This is a genomic window from Streptomyces sp. NPDC002490 (assembly GCF_040296045.1).
Lineage (GTDB): Bacteria > Actinomycetota > Actinomycetes > Streptomycetales > Streptomycetaceae > Streptomyces.
In genome coordinates, this window is sequence record NZ_JBEOWM010000005.1 from 1 (window position 1) to 16,247 (window position 16,247).

Genomic DNA, 16,247 nt, shown 5'->3' on the forward strand with positions numbered 1-16,247 from the left:
CACCCATCATCACCACCGACGCACGCCACCGCGCCGACGCCAAGAGCGCCCTCATCACCCTCGTCGAACACGCCCTCATGGCACGACTCCGCTAGCGGGGCCCGCCCCTTCGACAGCGTGGAACGAGCCGCACCGGTCCGTACGGGTGCGGCTCGTTCCGTGTGCTGACGGGGTGTCGGCAGCGGCCTCGTGCCAGGGTGGGGGCATGACGACCCTTCCCGACGGACGAACCGTCCCTCCGCCGCAGGCCGACGAACGGACCATGCTGGAGAGCTGGTTGGAGATGCACCGCGAGACCCTGGCGCTCAAGTGCGAGGACCTGGAGGACGCACAGGCCCGTAGCGCCTCGGTGGAGCCGTCCGCCATGACCCTGCTCGGACTGGTGCAGCACCTGGCCGAGGTCGAACGCACCTGGTTCCAGCGGGTGTTCGCGGGGCGCACGGTGGAGCCGGTGTACCCGGACTCCGGCACGGACGGCTTCGGCCTGGTGCCGGAGCGGCGCATCGATCAGGTGCTGGCCGATTGGCGGGCCGAGGTCGACGCCTCCCGGATGACGATCGCCCGGGCCTCCTTGGACGAGCGGGGCCGGCTGGCCCCCGAGGCCGCTGCGCTCCTCGGCGCGGACCAGGTCTCGCTGCGCTGGATCCTGATCCACCTCATCGAGGAGTACGCCCGCCACAACGGGCACGCGGACCTGCTGCGGGAGCGCATCGACGGGCGCACCGGCGCCTGACGGCCGGGAACGCGCATCGGCCCGCACCGGGGGGACCGGTGCGGGCCGACGCGTCCTACGGTGTCGCGGCGGGTCAGACCTGCCAGCTGTGGGGTGCCCGGAAGCCGTACTGACGCTCCAGTCGGCGCCAGCCGGGCTTGGCGACCGCGCGGGGCGCGGGCTCGGTGCCGCCGGCGGCGGCGCGCGCCAGCAGGAGCGCGGTGAGGGCGGCCACCTCCTCGGGTTCGGCGTGGCCCTTCTCGACGCGCAGCAGACCGTGGTCGGTCGCGGTGGCGGATGTCGTCATGGTGCTACTCCGTGGAGTTGAGGGTGGGGGCAGGGGGCGCGGCGGGCTACTGCGGGGGGTTGCCGTGCTTGCGGGACGGCAGGTCCGCGTGCTTGGACTGGAGCATCGCGAGCGAGCGGATCAGCACCTCGCGGGTCTCCACGGGGTCGATCACGTCGTCGACCAGCCCTCGTTCGGCCGCGTAGTACGGGTGCATCAGCTCGGACTTGTACTCCTTGACCATGCGGGTGCGCATGGCGTCCGGGTCGGCGGCACCGGCGATCTGACGGCGGAAGATGACGTTGGCGGCCCCTTCGGCGCCCATGACCGCGATCTCGTTCGTGGGCCAGGCGAAGGTGAGGTCCGCACCGATGGACTGCGAGTCCATGACGATGTACGCACCTCCGTACGCCTTGCGCAGGATCAGCGAGATCCTCGGCACGGTGGCGTTGCAGTACGCGTACAGCAGCTTGGCGCCGTGCCGGATGATTCCGCCGTGTTCCTGGTCGACCCCGGGGAGGAAGCCCGGAACATCCAGCAGGGTCACGATCGGGATATTGAAAGCGTCACACATCTGCACGAAACGCGCAGCTTTTTCCGATGCCTCGATGTCCAGGACGCCGGCGAGGGTCTGCGGCTGGTTGGCCACTATCCCGACGACCTGGCCGTCCAGTCGGCCCAGCGCGCAGATGATGTTGCGCGCCCAGCGCTCGTGGACCTCCAGGTAGTCGCCGTCGTCCACCAGCTCCTCGATGACCTTGGCCATGTCGTAGGGGCGGTTGCCGTCGGCGGGCACCAGGTCGAGCAGCACCTCGGAGCGGCGTTCGACCGGGTCCTCGGCCACGGTCCGCGGCGGGTTCTCGCGGTTGTTCTGCGGCAGCAGGGAGAGCAGGTACCGCACCTCCGCGATGCAGGTCTCCTCGTCGTCGTACGCGAAGTGGGCGACGCCGGAGGTCTCCGCGTGGACGTCGGCGCCGCCGAGCCCGTTCTGGGTGATCTCCTCGCCGGTGACCGCCTTGACGACGTCCGGGCCGGTGATGAACATCTGCGAGGTCTCGCGGACCATGAACACGAAGTCGGTGAGCGCCGGGGAGTAGGCGGCGCCGCCCGCGCACGGGCCGAGCATCACGCTGATCTGCGGGATGACGCCGGACGCCCGGGTGTTGCGCTGGAAGATCCCGCCGTATCCGGCCAGCGCCGAGACGCCCTCCTGGATGCGGGCGCCGGCGCCGTCGTTCAAGGACACCAGGGGCGCCCCGGCCGCGATGGCCATGTCCATGATCTTGTGGATCTTCGTGGCGTGGGCCTCGCCCAGCGCGCCGCCGAAGATCCGGAAGTCGTGTGCGTAGACGAAGACGGTCCGCCCCTCGACGGTGCCCCAGCCGGTGACCACGCCGTCGGTGTAGGGCCGCTTCTCCTCCAGGCCGAAGCCGGAGGCGCGGTGCCGGCGCAGTTGCTCGACCTCTTGGAAGGAGCCGGCGTCGAGCAGGAGCTCGATGCGCTCGCGGGACGTCAGCTTCCCCTTGGCGTGCTGCGCCTCGGTCGCCCGGTCGCCGGGCCCCCGCAGGGCCTGTTCCCGGATGGCGTGGAGCTCGGCCACCCGGCCGCGCGCGTCAGTGGGCTCGTCCCCCGTGAGTCCCGAGGCGTCCGAAGAGCCGGGGGAACCAGTCTCGTCCAAAACGGTCATGTAGCGACCTTACGAAGTCCACCCCGGAAATCGGGCCGTCGACTCCGTACAGTCTCCGGCCCGTTTTCCTGGTACCCCCGAACAGAAGCAGCGCAATCCCGTCATGACCCTCCTGTCGAGCGGGGTGGGGGGTTGTGGGGTTCACACAAAGACGTCCTCGGACTGCACCGTGCAGCGCAGGGTGGCGCAGGCGGTCCCGGGCGCCACCCGCAACCGTAGCCCGCGCCCGGTCTCGCGGACCTCCACCCCCGGATCGCGGGCCAGCACCCGGTGCACCGGCCGGTCCCAGCGGAGGTCCAGGGGGCGCCCCGTGCGCAAGGGCTCCGCCACGCAGAAGGTGAGGGTGCGCCCGCGCCGGCGCACCAGGACGGCGGCGGGCGCGGTCAGCGCGAGCGGGCCGACCGCGCCCGCCCGGTGGAAGGCGGCGGCCAGCACCCCGAGCGGGGGCACCGCGACCGCCTGCCGGTCGGGGCGGTTGGCGAGGACGGACAGCCAGCCGGGGTCGGCCGCCCGGGCGGCGACGGCGGCGAGCGGGGCGCCGGGCAGCAGCAGGTAGGCGTAGCGCCCGTCGGTGGGGTCGATGCCGTGGTCGAGCCAGAGGGTCTGCCAGTGGCGGGTGCGGCGCTCGGGCGAGCCGCCGTCGTTGATGTCCGCCCAGGCCCCGGTGCGCTCCGTGCGCCGGGTGCGCAGGGGCGGGCCGTCGAGCAGCACCCAGCCGCCGTGCCCGTCGAGGTGGGCCCAGCGGGGGCGGGGTCCGGGGCCGGTGCGCAGCCGGGCGGTGCCCCGCGGGCCGAGGTTGCGGTTGTCGACGACCGTCTCCACCGGGACGCCGTCGCGGGCGGTGATCCCGGCGCCCAGGCACACCACGGCGTCGTCGAGGAAGAACCAGGCCGTGCGGGCGCGGAGCGAGGAGCAGAGTCCGTGGAGGTCCTGGCCCACGACCGCGTGGGTGCCGTCGGTGGTGCCGCCGACCCAGCGCCCCGGCGGGCGCGGGGCGCCCCACTCGCCGCCGGCGCGGTCGGGCAGCCGCCGGGTGGACACGGTGGTCCCGGGCAGCCGGTACCAGTCGACGGTGGGCCAGTACCAGTCGGTGTACTGGTCGGCACGGCGGCCGCGCGGCCACCACTGGAGCATCCCGGCGGCGGTGTGCCAGCCGCGGGGGTTCTCGCCGGCTCCGCACTCGTAGTGGGAGGTGCGGTGCGAGGCGGTGGCGAGGGCGGCGGTGAAGGCGTCGGTGCGGTGCACCGCACGGTCCATGGCGGGGAAGAGGGTGTGGCCCCTCGGTTCGGGGGCCGCGGGCAGCGGGCGGGCGGCCACCGCGTGCAGCCGGGCCAGGTCGGCGGTGTCGAACTGGGGGGAGGCGAGCAGCGGGGTGACCGTGTCGCGGGCGGCCCAGCCCTTGATCCGGGCGTGCCACCGGTCGCGCCGGGCGGGGGTGACGCCGCCGGCGGGCGCGCCGACGGTCTCGGCGAGCAGGGCGATCGCGGCGATGACGGCGTGGCCGTGGTAGTGGTCGCCGCGCGGGACGCCGTCGTCGGAGCGGAGCAGTCCGCGGCTGATGGCCCGGCCGTTGACCACGTCCATCATCAGGCCGTCCAGGAGCAGCGGGGCGAAGGCCCGTTCCACGCCGTCGGCGAGGTTCCGGCGGGCCGGGTCGGTCACCTGCCAGGGCGAGCCGTCGAGCAGCAGGAGCAGCCGGGCCGCTCCGTCCAGCAGGACCTGTCCGTAGGTGCCGGTGTACGGGACCCAGGTGTGCTGGAGGAAGGATCCGTCGGCGTGCAGCCCGTCCCCCTCGGTGACGTACCGGAACACGGGGGCGAGGGCGTCGCGGGCGAGGGCCAGCCGGTCGGCGGCGTGGCCGAGGACGCCGCGCAGGGCGACCACGCGGCAGTGGTCGACGCGGTTGGCTCCGGTGGAGGTGCCGGTGTAGGCGTGCAGGGCGCGGTCGGGCAGGAAGTGGTCGACGGCGGCGCAGAGGGTGGCGCGCAGGGCCGGGGTGAGGTGGGCGTCCAGGGCGAGGGCGGTGTCCAGCAGCGGGCGGGGGGTGCCGATCTGCCACTCCCACCAGTTGCCGTGGGGCTCGGCGCCGGGGCGGTAGGCGGTGGCGGTGAGGTGGTCCAGGCCGTGCAGCACCGCGGCGCGCAGCGCGGGGTCGCCGGTGCGGTCGGTGCCGGGTTGGAGGTGGGCGCGGGCCATGGTCCACAGCCGGGTGCCGCTGCGGGTGATGCCGGCGGGGCGGGTGAGGGGCTGGTCGGGCCAGAGTGCGGTGGGGCCGGGGGCCATGGTGGCGTGCCAGGTGGCCGCGCGTTCGGCGGTGGCGCGCAGCCGCGCGGCGTAGGGCTCGGCGGTCGGGTCGTAGCCGGTGCCCAGGGCGAGGTCGAGCCAGCGGCGGCGCAGTGCGGGGTACGGGTCCTCGGCGGCGGGGGCGGCGGGGGTGCGCGGGTGGTGCGGGACGGCGCCGGCGCCGGTGGCGAGCAGCAGGGTCCTCCGGGTGGGGGTCATGGAGCCCTGGTACCCGCGGCGGCGCCCCGGGGTGCAGGTCCTCACCCGTTCCGGGTGGTCGACGGAGAGCGAGGGCGTGCACACTCCGTGCTTGCAGTTGAAATTTGAACGGAATACCTCTAGAGTCCTCTTCGTTGAAGGTTCAACCAAAGGCCGCCCCGGTGGCCCCGTCCCACCCACACCCCCCAGGAGCACCCCATGGCCCTCTTCGGCCGCAAGAACGAGTCCGCCGCCGCCCTCGCCACCGCCGCACCCGACTTCACCTCGCTGACCGGCAGCTACGCCCTCGACCCCGCCCACACCGCCATCGGCTTCGTGGCCCGCCACGCCATGGTCACCAACGTCAAGGGCGCCTTCGACGAGGTGTCCGGCACCCTGGACCTGGACGGTGCCGACCCCACCCGCTCCCGCGCCGTCCTCGACATCCAGATGGCCAGCATCAACACCGGCAACGCCGACCGCGACGGCCACCTGCGCAGCGCCGACTTCTTCCGCATCGACGAGTTCCCCACCATGACCTTCCGCTCCACCCGCACCGAGCACGTCGGCGGCGAGGAGTTCCAGATGATCGGTGACCTCAGCATCCTGGGCACCACCCGTCCCATCGCCCTCGCCCTGGAGTTCAACGGCGCCGCCACCGACCCGTTCGGCAACCAGCGCGTCGGTTTCGAGGGCAAGGCCGAGCTGCTGCGCTCCGAGTGGGGTCTGACCTGGAACGCCGCGCTGGAGACCGGAGGCGTGCTGGTCTCCGACAAGATCAAGCTGAACTTCGACGTCTCCGCCATCCGCAGCGCCGACTGATTCGCCACCCCGGGCACCCCGCACGGGTGCCCCGGCCCGCACCCCGGGCCCTTCGAGCGCGCCCGCCTTCCGCTTGCCCCCGAGCGAGAGGGCGGGCGCTCGTTCGTTCCCGGGCGCCCGGCCGGTTCAGAACCCGCCGCCGAAGTCCCCGCCGCCGTCGCCGAAGCCACCGCCGTCGCCGAAACCGCCCCCGTAGTCGCCCGGGTCGGCACCGGAGACGTCACCGCCGGCGTCCCCGCCGAAGTCGCCGTACCCCGAGCCGTAGTCGGCGGCGTACGCGGGAGCGGCCATCATCCCGCCGAGCAGCGTGCCCACCAGCAGACCGGGCAGCAGCGCGCCGCCGAAGTACCCGCCCGCCCACGGCCCGTACGCGGGACCGGCCGCGTAGTAGGGGCGCCGCCCTTCTTCGGTCCCCACCTCGCGCACCAGGGGCTCGGCGCCGTCCCGCAGCCGGGCGGCGTCCGCCGCGCACACCGGTACCGTCCGCTCGGCGCCCCCCGGGGGCGCCCAGGGCACGTCCTCGACGGACGGACCGTGCCGCGGATCGAAGAAGCAGGGGGGCCGCCGCTCGGGCAGCGGCGCACCCGTGCGGCGGGCGTCCAGCACGGCCAGCGAGAAGCGCCCGTCCGCGAGCGCCTCGGTCACCGGACGGACCTCCTCGGGCCGCCGAGCCGCCGCCATCAGCGACTTCGCCCGTTCGTAGGCGTCCAGTGCGTGCGCGTAGTCGGTGCGCATCGCCTCGGTCGCACCCGCCTCGCCGGGGTGGAAGTCCAGCCGGTCGAGTTCCTCGCCGAAGGCGGTGATGTCCTCGTCCACCACCACCCGCAGCTCGTCCAGGGCGGCCCGCTGCCGCTCCACCCGCGCGGCGGTCCGGTGCCGGCGCCGCCGGGACAGCGCGTACGCGCCCGCGCCGCCCACCACCACCAGCGCCCCGGCCAGCACGAGCGGGGCCACCAGGTCCCCGCCGTCCTGCGCGGCTCCGCCCCAGCCGGCGGGGGCCGAGCCGCGGGCGACGGGCAGCGCCCGGTCGGCGAAGTCGTTCAGCTGGACCGCGGCCCCGGCGTCGCCCTCCACGCTGCGGACCAGGTTGCCCACCGTCGCCGGCGGCATCACCGTGCTGTCGGCCCGGGCGTCGAACCGGTCCCCCAGCCGGACCGCGTACACCCCGGCGATCCCGGTCGCCGTCCGCAGGTCGGTGAAGAGGTTCCGGGTCGGGTGGTCCGCCGGGAGCACCACGACGAACAGCGGCTTGTCCGCCGCCTCGACCTTCCGCGCGAGGGCGTCCGCGTCCGCACGGGAGAGCTGGCCGGACGCCGCCGGGTCGACGTAGACGGGGTGCTCCCGCAGGGCGGCGGCGATCGTCGTCACCTCGGTGACCGCGGCGACCGCGGCCGGAGGGGCGGCGGGGACGGCCGGCGCCGCCGGGGCCCCCACCAGCAGGACCGCGGCGGCCAGGGCGAGCCCCGGGCCCAGGAGCGCCCGGGGCCAGGAGGGCCGTACGGCGTTCATGCCTTCGACGCTACCCCCATCCGGCGCGGCCGGCCCGGCCGCGCCGGCTACTCCGTGGGCTCCACCCCGGCGCGCCGCAGCCCGAAGGTGTACGCGTCCTCCAGGGCCTGCCAGGAGGCGGCGATCACGTTGTCGGCGACCCCGACCGTGGACCACTCCTGCGCACCGTCGCTGGTGGAGATGAGCACCCGGGTCGTCGAGTGGGTGCCGTGGCGGCCCTCCAGGATGCGCACCTTGTAGTCGACCAGTTCGAAGGAGCCCAGCTCGGGGTGGATCCGCTCCAGCGCCAGGCGCAGCGCCCGGTCCAGGGCGTTCACCGGACCGTTGCCCTCGGCGGTGGAGACGATGCGCTCCCCCTTGGCCCACAGCTTCACGGTGGCCTCGTTGGCGTGGCTGCCGTCCGGTCGGTCCTCGGTGATCGCCCGCCAGGACTCGGTGCGGAAGTAACGGCGGGCGCGGCCCTCGGCCTCCTCGCGCAGCAGCAGCTCGAAGGAGGCGTCGGCCGCCTCGTAGGTGTAGCCCCGCAACTCGCGTTCCTTGACCCGGTCCACGACCCGGCCGATCAACTCGCGGTCGCCGCCCAGGTCGACCCCCAGCTCCTTGCCCTTGAGCTCGATGGAGGCCCGGCCCGCCATGTCGGAGACCAGCATCCGGATGCGGTTGCCGACCAGTTCGGGGTCGATGTGCTGGTACAGGTCCGGATCCACCTTGATCGCGGAGGCGTGGAGCCCGGCCTTGTGCGCGAACGCGGAGACCCCCACGTACGGCTGGTGCGTGGACGGCGTCAGGTTGACGACCTCGGCGATGGCGTGGGACACCCGGGTCATCTCCCGCAGCCGGCCCTCGGGCAGCACCCGGCGGCCGTACTTCAGCTCCAGGGCCGCGACCACCGGGAAGAGGTTGGCGTTGCCGACCCGTTCGCCGTAGCCGTTGGCTGTGCACTGCACGTGGGTGGCGCCCGCGTCGACCGCGGCCAGGGTGTTGGCGACCGCGCAACCCGTGTCGTCCTGGGCGTGGACGCCGAGGCGGGCCCCGGTGTCGGCGAGGACGGTGGCGACCACGGCCTGGACCTGGGCCGGGAGCATCCCGCCGTTGGTGTCGCAGAGCACCACCACGTCGGCGCCGGCCGCGCTCGCGGTGCGCACGACCTCCTTGGCGTACTGGGGGTTGGCCCGGTAGCCGTCGAAGAAGTGCTCGGCGTCGAGGAACACCCGGCGCCCTTCTCCCCGCAGGAAGGAGATGGTGTCCCGGATCATCTCCAGGTTCTCCTCCAGCGTGGTGCGCAGCGCCAGTTCGACGTGGCGGTCGTGGGACTTGGCGACCAGGGTGATCACCGGAGCGCCCGATTCCAACAGGGCCCGGACCTGCGGGTCCTCGGACGCCTTGCCGTTCGCGCGACGGGTGGAGCCGAAGGCGACCAACTGGGCGTGCCGGAAGTCGATCTCCTTGGCGGCACGGTCGAAGAACTCGGTGTCCCGGGGGTTGGCCCCCGGCCAGCCGCCCTCGATGAATCCCACGCCGAAGTCGTCCAAGTGGCGGGCGATGGCCAACTTGTCGGAAATCGTGAGGTTGATCCCCTCGCGCTGCGCCCCGTCGCGCAACGTGGTGTCGAAGACGTGGAAACTGTCGTCGGTGGCCTGACTGCTCATGGCGGGGTGACTCCTGTCGGGTGCGTGGCTCCGGAATGACTGGCTCCACTTGCCCCCATCCTCGCGCGCCCTCGCCTCCGGATGGTGGTGGGGTCCAGGAAACGAAAAAACCCCTCGCGGGTGCGAGAGGTCTGCGCGCGGGTCTGGGGCACTGGGCCGCTGATCCCCGGGTGGTGTCGAGTCAGCGGTCCTGCGGACCGGCGCGCCTGTTGCCGATAATCATGGCGAACGAGAGCACGCACGGAGTTTGCCACAGTTCCGTCCCGGACGCGGCACGGTCTCACCCACTGGACGACGGTGGTCGCCCTGCGCTCCCGGCGCCGCGGGCGCGGGCGGCGCCGTCAGCCCCGCGGAGGCGCGGGGGGAGGTCCGGGCGGGGCTCCCGGCAGCAGGGGGGCCTTCCGTCGGTACCGGTAGAACTCCCGGGCCGTGTAGGTCACGAAGGGGACGACGAGCGCGGGCACCAGCCACCAGGGCCACTCCAGCACGAGGGCCAGCGCTCCCGCGAGGACGGAGACGATCAGCATGGTGTAGAAGAGCGGCATGCCGTACCCGCGCCACACGAACGGTTCGACTCGGCGCGGGGTGAGCAGGCGTACCGCGCCGAAGCCGAGCCAGAGCGCCGCGAGGAGACCCGCGAAGGTCCCGATCGCGGCGAGCGCCTGGGGCTCGTCGAACGGCTCCTCGGAGGTGCGCTGCCGCTCGCCGGCCCAGCTGATGGAGGTGATGTCGCCGCGCCAGACGGTGGCGGTCACCCGGTGCCCGGGCCGGAGCCGCTCCATCGGGGGTCGGGGGAGGCCGAGCGAGACGACCTCGGTCCAGGAGGGCGGACGGTGCAGGGTCACCCGGTGGTCGTCGTTCCTGCCGACCTTGTCGACCTCGGTGCTCCGGACCGTGAAGGTCAGCGTGCGCACGCAGTCCAGCGGACCGTCCTCCGCGGCGCGGACCGGGCACGGCTCGGCGGCTGCGAACTCCCGGTACCGCTCGCTGCCGTGCGGGAGCCAGACGGTGAACACCGCCGCGCTGACCGCGGCGGCGAAGAGGGCCGCCAGGACCAACCCGGCGCCCTCCCACCGCGTGGCGCGCGCGGAGCGCGGCACGGACCGGTCGTAGGGGGGCCGGTCCGTCGATCCGCCGGGGCCGCCCGCGTCGGGTTCCGTCGTCGTCACCACTCACACCCCCCAGCGTTCCCGGGGCGACCGTCGCCCGCTCGCCGTCGGTCCGGGTGGGGCGCGGACGACGTTCGGGTGCGCCCGGTCCCGGCCGGACGCCCCCTCGCCCCCCCTCGTGGGAGGGGCGGAGCCGGGGAGCCCGTTCGCGGCGCTCCCCGGCCGGGTTCCTCAGCCGAGTCGGTGCATCCAGCCGTGGGGGTCCTCGGCCGCTCCGGACTGGACGGCGAGCAGCGCCTCGCGCAGTCGCATGGTGACCGGACCGGGCTCCCCGTCCGCCTGGGTCCACTGGCCGGAGCGGGACTTGACGGTGCCCACCGGGGTGATCACCGCGGCGGTACCGCAGGCGAACACCTCGGTCAGGGCGCCGCTGGCGGCGTCACGACGCCAGTCCTCGGTCGAGATCCGGCCCTCCTCCGCGGTGTACCCGAGGTCGCGGGCGAGGGTGAGCAGGGAGTCGCGGGTGATCCCGGGCAGCAGCGAGCCGGTCAGTTCGGGCGTGACGATCCGGTCCCCGTACACGAAGTACAGGTTCATCCCGCCCATCTCCTCGACCCAGCGGTGCTCGACCGCGTCGAGCCACACCACCTGGTCGCAGCCCTCGGCGGCGGCCTCCTTCTGCGCCACCAGCGAGGCCGCGTAGTTGCCGCCGGTCTTGGCGGCGCCGGTGCCGCCCTTGACCGCGCGGACGTAGTCCTCGGAGAGCCACACGGAGACGGGCTTGACGCCACCGGGGAAGTAGGCGCCGGCCGGGGAGGCGATGACGAGGAACAGGTACTCGTTGGCGGGTCGCACGCCGAGTCCGACCTCGGTCGCGAACATGAAGGGCCGCAGGTAGAGGGATTCCTCACCGTGCGCGGGCACCCACCCCTCGTCCTGGGTGACGAGCGCGTCGCAGGCGGCGACGAAGAGGTCGGCGGGCAGTTCCGGCATGGCGAGGCGCCGGGCGGACGCCTGGAACCGTTCGGCGTTGGCCGACGGCCGGAAGGTGGCCACCGAGCCGTCCGGGCGGCGGTACGCCTTGAGCCCCTCGAAGATGGTCTGCGCGTAGTGCAGGGTCATGTTCGCCGGGTCGAGGGAGAGCGGGGCGTACGGCACCAACTCGGCGTCGTGCCAACCGCGGCCCTCGGTCCACTTGACGGTGACCATGTGGTCGGTGAAGTGACGGCCGAAGCCGGGGTTGCGCAGGATCGCCTCCCGCTGGTCCGCGGGCAGCGGGTGCGCGGAGGGCTTCAGCTCGATTCTGGGCGTCGTCATGACTGGTTGTCCTTCACCGTAGGTTCTCGGGGCCGTGTTCCGGTCCGCCCGTGGGGTGCGCGTACGCCGCACGACCGCCGCGTGACGATACTAGGACGTCCGAGCTTCGCCGGGTAAGGGTGGGTCCGCGACGAATGCACGGCCCTCGCTTCGAGTATCGCGCGGCGCCGGCGTGCGGCGTGCGGGCGGCCGGGGATTCGATGGTGGCACCGCGGGCGGCATGCGAGAAGCCGCCGGATGCCTCGGGCTCCGGCGGCTTCTCGTCCGGGGCGACCCCGGTCCGGGGTCGGGCCCCGGTACGTGTGGCGCGCCGGGTCAGCCGGCTACGCGTGCGGCGAGCGCGTCGCCGATCTGGTCGGTGGTGCGGGGGGTGCCGTCGCGCTCGGCCAGGTCGGCGGAGACGGCCTCCTCGATGCGGGCGGCCTGCGCCTCGTAGCCGAGGTGGCGCAGCAGCAGGGCGACGGACAGGATCGTCGCGGTCGGGTCGGCCTTGCCGGTGCCGGCGATGTCGGGCGCGGAGCCGTGCACCGGCTCGAACATCGAGGGGAAGGCACCGGTCGGGTTGATGTTGCCGGAGGCGGCCAGGCCGATGCCCCCGGTCACGGCGGCGGCCAGATCGGTGAGGATGTCGCCGAAGAGGTTGTCGGTGACGATCACGTCGAAGCGCTCGGGCTGGGTGACGAAGAAGATCGTCGCCGCGTCCACGTGCAGGTAGTCGGTGGTGACGTCCGGGTACTCGGCGGCGACCGCGTCGAAGGTGTTCTTCCACAGGTGCCCGGCGTACACCAGGACGTTGTTCTTGTGGACCAGGGTCAGCTTCTTGCGGGGGCGGGCGTTGGCGCGCTCGAAGGCGTCCCGCACGACCCGCTCCACGCCGTAGGCGGTGTTCACGCTGACCTCGGTGGCGACCTCGGCCGGGGTGCCGGTGCGCAGCGAGCCGCCGTTTCCGGTGTAGGGGCCCTCGGTGCCCTCGCGGACCACCACGAAGTCGATCTCGGGGCGGCCGGCGAGCGGGGTCGCCGTGTTCGGGAACAGCTTGGACGGCCGCAGGTTGATGTGGTGGTCGAAGGCGAAGCGGAGCTTGAGGAGGAGACCGCGCTCCAGCACGCCGGACGGCACCGAGGGGTCGCCGATCGCTCCGAGGAGGATCGCGTCGTGCCCCTTGAGGGCCGCCAACTCCGCGTCGGGGAGGGTCTCCCCGGTGCGGTGCCAGCGCTGGGCGCCGAGGTCGTACTCCTTCGTCTCCAGCTTCACGTCCTCGGGGAGGACCGCGCTGAGGACCTTGAGCCCCTGGGCCACGACCTCCTGGCCGATGCCGTCACCGGGGATCACTGCGAGATTGATGCTGGCAGACATGGCGGCACCTTATCGTCCGTCCCAGGGTGTGACACCAGGCGTCCACCATGCGGACGCACGGGTGGCGGGAGGGGCGTCAGTGCCCGGTGGCGCCGCCGTTGTCGCGGCGGTCGAGGGCGCGCTGGAGGGCGGCGGCGGCGTTCTTGCGCTCGGCGTCGTTCGAACGGCGGTGACGGACTCGGCGGATGGTCGTCTCGGCCATGGCGGGGTGCTCCTTGACGTCCGGAAGTACGGAAGGGAGGGGGAGGTGCGCGGTCGCCGGGGGCGACGGAACGCCGAAGGGCGCGGGAACGCGGGCCGCAGGGGTCACCTGCACGGGGCACCGGTCCGCCGCCGCACCGCCCGGTCGGACGGATCCTCGGCTCCCTACCAAGCTAAGGGAGTCGGAGGCATCTGTCTCCACAAGTAGTCGGACTTCCTACTATCTGAGACGGGGCGCGCGTCGCCGCAGGTCACCATGGGTGTGCGCCGCGACACACGCCCCGGGCCGGCCCCGGGACGGGCTCAGCGGTCGAGGAAGTCCGCACACCGGTGGGGACCCGACGGACCCCGGTCGTCCGGCTCGATGGTGACCTCCACCTCGTCGGCCCTGACCCCCGGTTCGAGCACGGCCTGGGCACGCGCCAGGGTGCACACCAGCTGCCCGGTGCCGGCGTCCACATGGGGGCCGTCCAGCCGCATGGTGACGCGCGTGCCCCGCCCGGTCATCTCGTAGGTTCCCGAGACGTGCACCAGCGTGGTGAGGGCCTCGTCGTACCCGGGCGGCGGCCCCTGGGCGAGCAGCTTCACCACCTCCGCGAGGTCCTCGACCTTCCGCCCGAGCAGGGGCACCGCCCGCAACCCGGTCTCGGAGGCGAAGTACAGCCGCATCCCCCGGGTCAGTCCGGTGGCCGGCTCCCCCGCCTCGACCACCCCGGTCGGCTGCACCCCGCACCCCGTCAGGGCCGCGCCGAACAGCGCCGCCACGGCGACCGCCACGGCCGGCGTCCTCTGGCCCGTCCGCGCTCCGCTCACTCCCCCGCCTCCTCGGTGCGCCGCAGCGGCAGTCGCAGGACGAACACCGCGCCCCGGGCCGCCGGGCCGGCCTCGGCCACCTCGATGGTGCCGCCGTGCAGCCGGGCGTTCTCCCACGCGATCGCGGTCCCCAGGCCGCTGCCCGGTCCGTGGTCGGCGACCGCCCCGCGGGTGCGCGCCGCGTCCGCCTTGTAGAAGCGGTCGAAGACCCGCTCCCGCGCCTGCGGCGGCAGCCCGGGACCGTGGTCGGCGACCTCCACCACCACCCACTCCCCTCCGTCCGCCCGCTCCGTCCGGAGCGTCACGGTGACCGGCGGCGCGCCGTGGTGCAGGGCGTTGCCCACCAGGTTCGCCACGATCACGTCCACGCGACGCCGGTCGACCACCGCCCGCACCCCCTCCGGCAGCCGGGTGCCCACCCGCTCCGTCCACCCCCGCGCCGCGAGCGACGCCCGCACCGTGTCGGCGAGGTCCGTCTCCACCGCGTGCAGCCGCACCGCCCCGGCGTCGAAGCGGGAGATCTCCATCAGGTCCTCGACCAGCCGGGCCAACCGGGCCGTCTCCGCGCCGACGGTACGGGCCGCCCGGGCCGCGTCCGGCGGCAACTGGTCGGCGTCCTCCTCCAAGACGGTCGCCACCATCGTCATCGCGGCCAGCGGCGTGCGCAGTTCGTGCGACACGTCCGCGACGAAGCGGCGCGCCTTGGCCTCCTGCTCGCGCAACTCCGCGTCGGACGCCTGGAGCGCGTCCGCCGTCTCGTTGAACGTCCGGGCCAGCCGGGCCAGTTCGTCGTGGCCGGTGACGGCCGCCCGGCTGCCCAGGTCGCCGGCGGCCAGCCGGCGGGTGGCCCGGCCCAGGGTGCGCACCGGACGCAGCACCGTCCCGGCCGCCAGCAGCGCCAGCACCACGGCCAGGCCCACCACCGGCACGATCCCCGACCGGACGGAGTCCAGCAGGGCGGCGGTGTCCTCCTCCTCGGCCCGCAGATCGGTGATCGCGAAGACCTCCAGCCCCGAGGACCGGCCGTCCTCCGCGTAGGTGACGGGCATGCCCACCACCAGGTACGGCAGGTCCCCCACCGCCACCCGTTGGAACCGGGCCCCGCCACCGGCGCCGACCGCAGCCCGCAGTGCGGGGGTGATCCGGGGCTCCGGTTCGGCGTAGCGGTCGGAGATCCCGCTCAGGTCCCGGTAGCGGGCGACCACGATCCGCCTGCCGAGGCCCTCCGAGACCCGATCCGCGAACCCGGTCAGCGCCCGCTGGTCGGCCGGCAGGTCGAAGTCGGCGGCGACCCGGGCGACCTGGGCGCGGAGGTCGTCCACCGCGGTGTCCTGGGTGCGTTCGAGAACGGCGGTGCGGGCGTCCCGGTAGGCGAGGGCGGTCGCGGTGACCGCGCTGACCAGGGCGACCGCCACGAAGGTGACGACGAGCCGGGTCCGCAGTCCGCCGAGCAGCCCGCGGGCGGCCCGTCTCACAGCGGCCCGAAGCGGTAGCCGAAGCCGCGCACCGTCTGCACGTACCGGGGCCGGGCTGCCACGTCCTCCACCTTGGCCCGCAGCCGCCCCACCGCCGCGTCCACCAGCCGGGAGTCCCCCAGGAAGGTGTGGTCCCAGACGGAGGCGAGGAGTTGCTCCCGGCTGAAGACCCGGCCGGGCGAGGCCGACAGCTCCAGCAGCAACCGCAGTTCGGTGGGCGGCAGCGCGATGGCCGTGCCGCGCTTGGTGACGGTCAGCCCCACCCGGTCGATGACCAGCCCGGCGAAGTCCGGCCCGGCGGCCCGGTCCGTCCCGGACGGCTCGGCGCGCCGCAGCACCGCCCGGATGCGGGCCTCCAGCACGGGCGCCGTGACCGGTTTGGTCACGTAGTCGTCGGCGCCCGCCTCCAGCCCGGCCACCACGTCCTGGTCGTCGCCGCGGGCGGTCAGCATGATGATCGGGAGCACGGCGCTGCGGGCGCGGATGCGGCGGCACACCTCGAAGCCGTCCATCCCCGGCAGCATCAGGTCCAGGACCGCGAGGTCGACCTCGTGCCCGCCGGGGCCGTCGAGCAGGGCGAGGGCCTCCTCCCCCGTCGCCGCCGTGTCGATGGCGTACCCGTGCCGGCGCAGCACGAGCTCCATTCCGTCCCGTACGGACGCGTCGTCCTCGATGAGCAGCACCTGCGGCATGCGGTCGATTATGGGCACCGCAGCCGCCGGTCCACGACCCCTCCCGACAGGGGAAGTGCAGGTCGGAGGCATTGTTACGTTCTCATCATGTGGCCATGGACCGGTCATGACGTGCGGTGCCGAGGGTGGGGCGCATGA

At 73.9% G+C, this 16,247-nt stretch carries 14 protein-coding genes and 1 pseudogene; 3 read left to right on the top strand and 12 right to left on the bottom strand.

Translation table 11 applies throughout. The annotated features are described in order from the left end of the window. A pseudogene (locus ABT092_RS04440) lies at positions 1-95 on the top strand (ATP-binding protein); the annotation flags it as partial. Positions 96-205: 110 nt separating this feature from the next. Continuing rightward, positions 206-733, top strand: a complete 528-nt coding sequence (locus ABT092_RS04445) for a DinB family protein (protein ID WP_351239672.1) — start codon at positions 206-208, stop codon at positions 731-733. 73 nt (positions 734-806) lie between these two features. Here ABT092_RS04445 and ABT092_RS04450 read toward each other — a convergent pair whose 3' ends face one another. The 3 genes from ABT092_RS04450 to ABT092_RS04460 all read right to left on the bottom strand — a co-directional run bounded on the left by ABT092_RS04450 (position 807) and on the right by ABT092_RS04460 (position 5,187). Beyond that, positions 807-1,019 (bottom strand): acyl-CoA carboxylase epsilon subunit, encoded by a 213-nt coding sequence (locus ABT092_RS04450; protein ID WP_351239674.1) that lies wholly within the window; start codon positions 1,017-1,019, stop codon positions 807-809. Between the two features lie 46 nt (positions 1,020-1,065). Then, on the bottom strand, positions 1,066-2,685 hold the full coding sequence (locus ABT092_RS04455) for an acyl-CoA carboxylase subunit beta (protein ID WP_351239676.1): 1,620 nt from the start codon (positions 2,683-2,685) through the stop codon (positions 1,066-1,068). Between the two features lie 141 nt (positions 2,686-2,826). After that, complete coding sequence (locus ABT092_RS04460; protein WP_351239678.1) at positions 2,827-5,187, bottom strand: polysaccharide lyase 8 family protein; 2,361 nt, start codon at positions 5,185-5,187, stop codon at positions 2,827-2,829. Between the two features lie 198 nt (positions 5,188-5,385). Between ABT092_RS04460 and ABT092_RS04465 the strand changes: the two genes are divergently transcribed. Continuing rightward, on the top strand, positions 5,386-5,988 hold the full coding sequence (locus ABT092_RS04465; protein ID WP_351239680.1) for a YceI family protein: 603 nt from the start codon (positions 5,386-5,388) through the stop codon (positions 5,986-5,988). 126 nt (positions 5,989-6,114) lie between these two features. Here the strand turns inward: ABT092_RS04465 and ABT092_RS04470 are convergent, their stop codons facing one another. The 9 genes from ABT092_RS04470 to ABT092_RS04510 all read right to left on the bottom strand — a co-directional run bounded on the left by ABT092_RS04470 (position 6,115) and on the right by ABT092_RS04510 (position 16,109). Continuing rightward, positions 6,115-7,497 carry a hypothetical protein gene (locus ABT092_RS04470; protein WP_351239682.1) on the bottom strand — a complete coding sequence of 461 codons (1,383 nt, stop codon included), beginning with the start codon at positions 7,495-7,497 and terminating at the stop codon, positions 6,115-6,117. Positions 7,498-7,544: 47 nt separating this feature from the next. Further along, positions 7,545-9,146 (bottom strand): citramalate synthase, encoded by a 1,602-nt coding sequence (gene cimA / locus ABT092_RS04475; protein WP_351239684.1) that lies wholly within the window; start codon positions 9,144-9,146, stop codon positions 7,545-7,547. Positions 9,147-9,487: 341 nt separating this feature from the next. After that, positions 9,488-10,315, bottom strand: coding sequence for a hypothetical protein (locus ABT092_RS04480; RefSeq protein WP_351239686.1), 828 nt, complete (start codon positions 10,313-10,315; stop codon positions 9,488-9,490). Positions 10,316-10,486: 171 nt separating this feature from the next. Next, on the bottom strand, positions 10,487-11,572 hold the full coding sequence (locus ABT092_RS04485) for a branched-chain amino acid aminotransferase (protein ID WP_351239688.1): 1,086 nt from the start codon (positions 11,570-11,572) through the stop codon (positions 10,487-10,489). 315 nt (positions 11,573-11,887) lie between these two features. Then, positions 11,888-12,928, bottom strand: coding sequence for a 3-isopropylmalate dehydrogenase (locus ABT092_RS04490; protein ID WP_351239690.1), 1,041 nt, complete (start codon positions 12,926-12,928; stop codon positions 11,888-11,890). Positions 12,929-13,004: 76 nt separating this feature from the next. Beyond that, positions 13,005-13,130: a hypothetical protein gene (locus ABT092_RS04495; RefSeq protein ID WP_351239692.1), complete on the bottom strand. Its 126-nt coding sequence runs from the start codon at positions 13,128-13,130 to the stop codon at positions 13,005-13,007. Positions 13,131-13,432: 302 nt separating this feature from the next. Continuing rightward, positions 13,433-13,906: a hypothetical protein gene (locus tag ABT092_RS04500; protein WP_351239694.1), complete on the bottom strand. Its 474-nt coding sequence runs from the start codon at positions 13,904-13,906 to the stop codon at positions 13,433-13,435. Between the two features lie 32 nt (positions 13,907-13,938). Beyond that, on the bottom strand, positions 13,939-15,417 hold the full coding sequence (locus tag ABT092_RS04505) for an ATP-binding protein (protein ID WP_351239696.1): 1,479 nt from the start codon (positions 15,415-15,417) through the stop codon (positions 13,939-13,941). Then, positions 15,414-16,109 carry a response regulator gene (locus ABT092_RS04510; protein ID WP_351239698.1) on the bottom strand — a complete coding sequence of 232 codons (696 nt, stop codon included), beginning with the start codon at positions 16,107-16,109 and terminating at the stop codon, positions 15,414-15,416. Before ABT092_RS04510 ends, ABT092_RS04505 begins: the two co-directional genes overlap by 4 nt. Positions 16,110-16,247 lie beyond the last annotated feature (138 nt).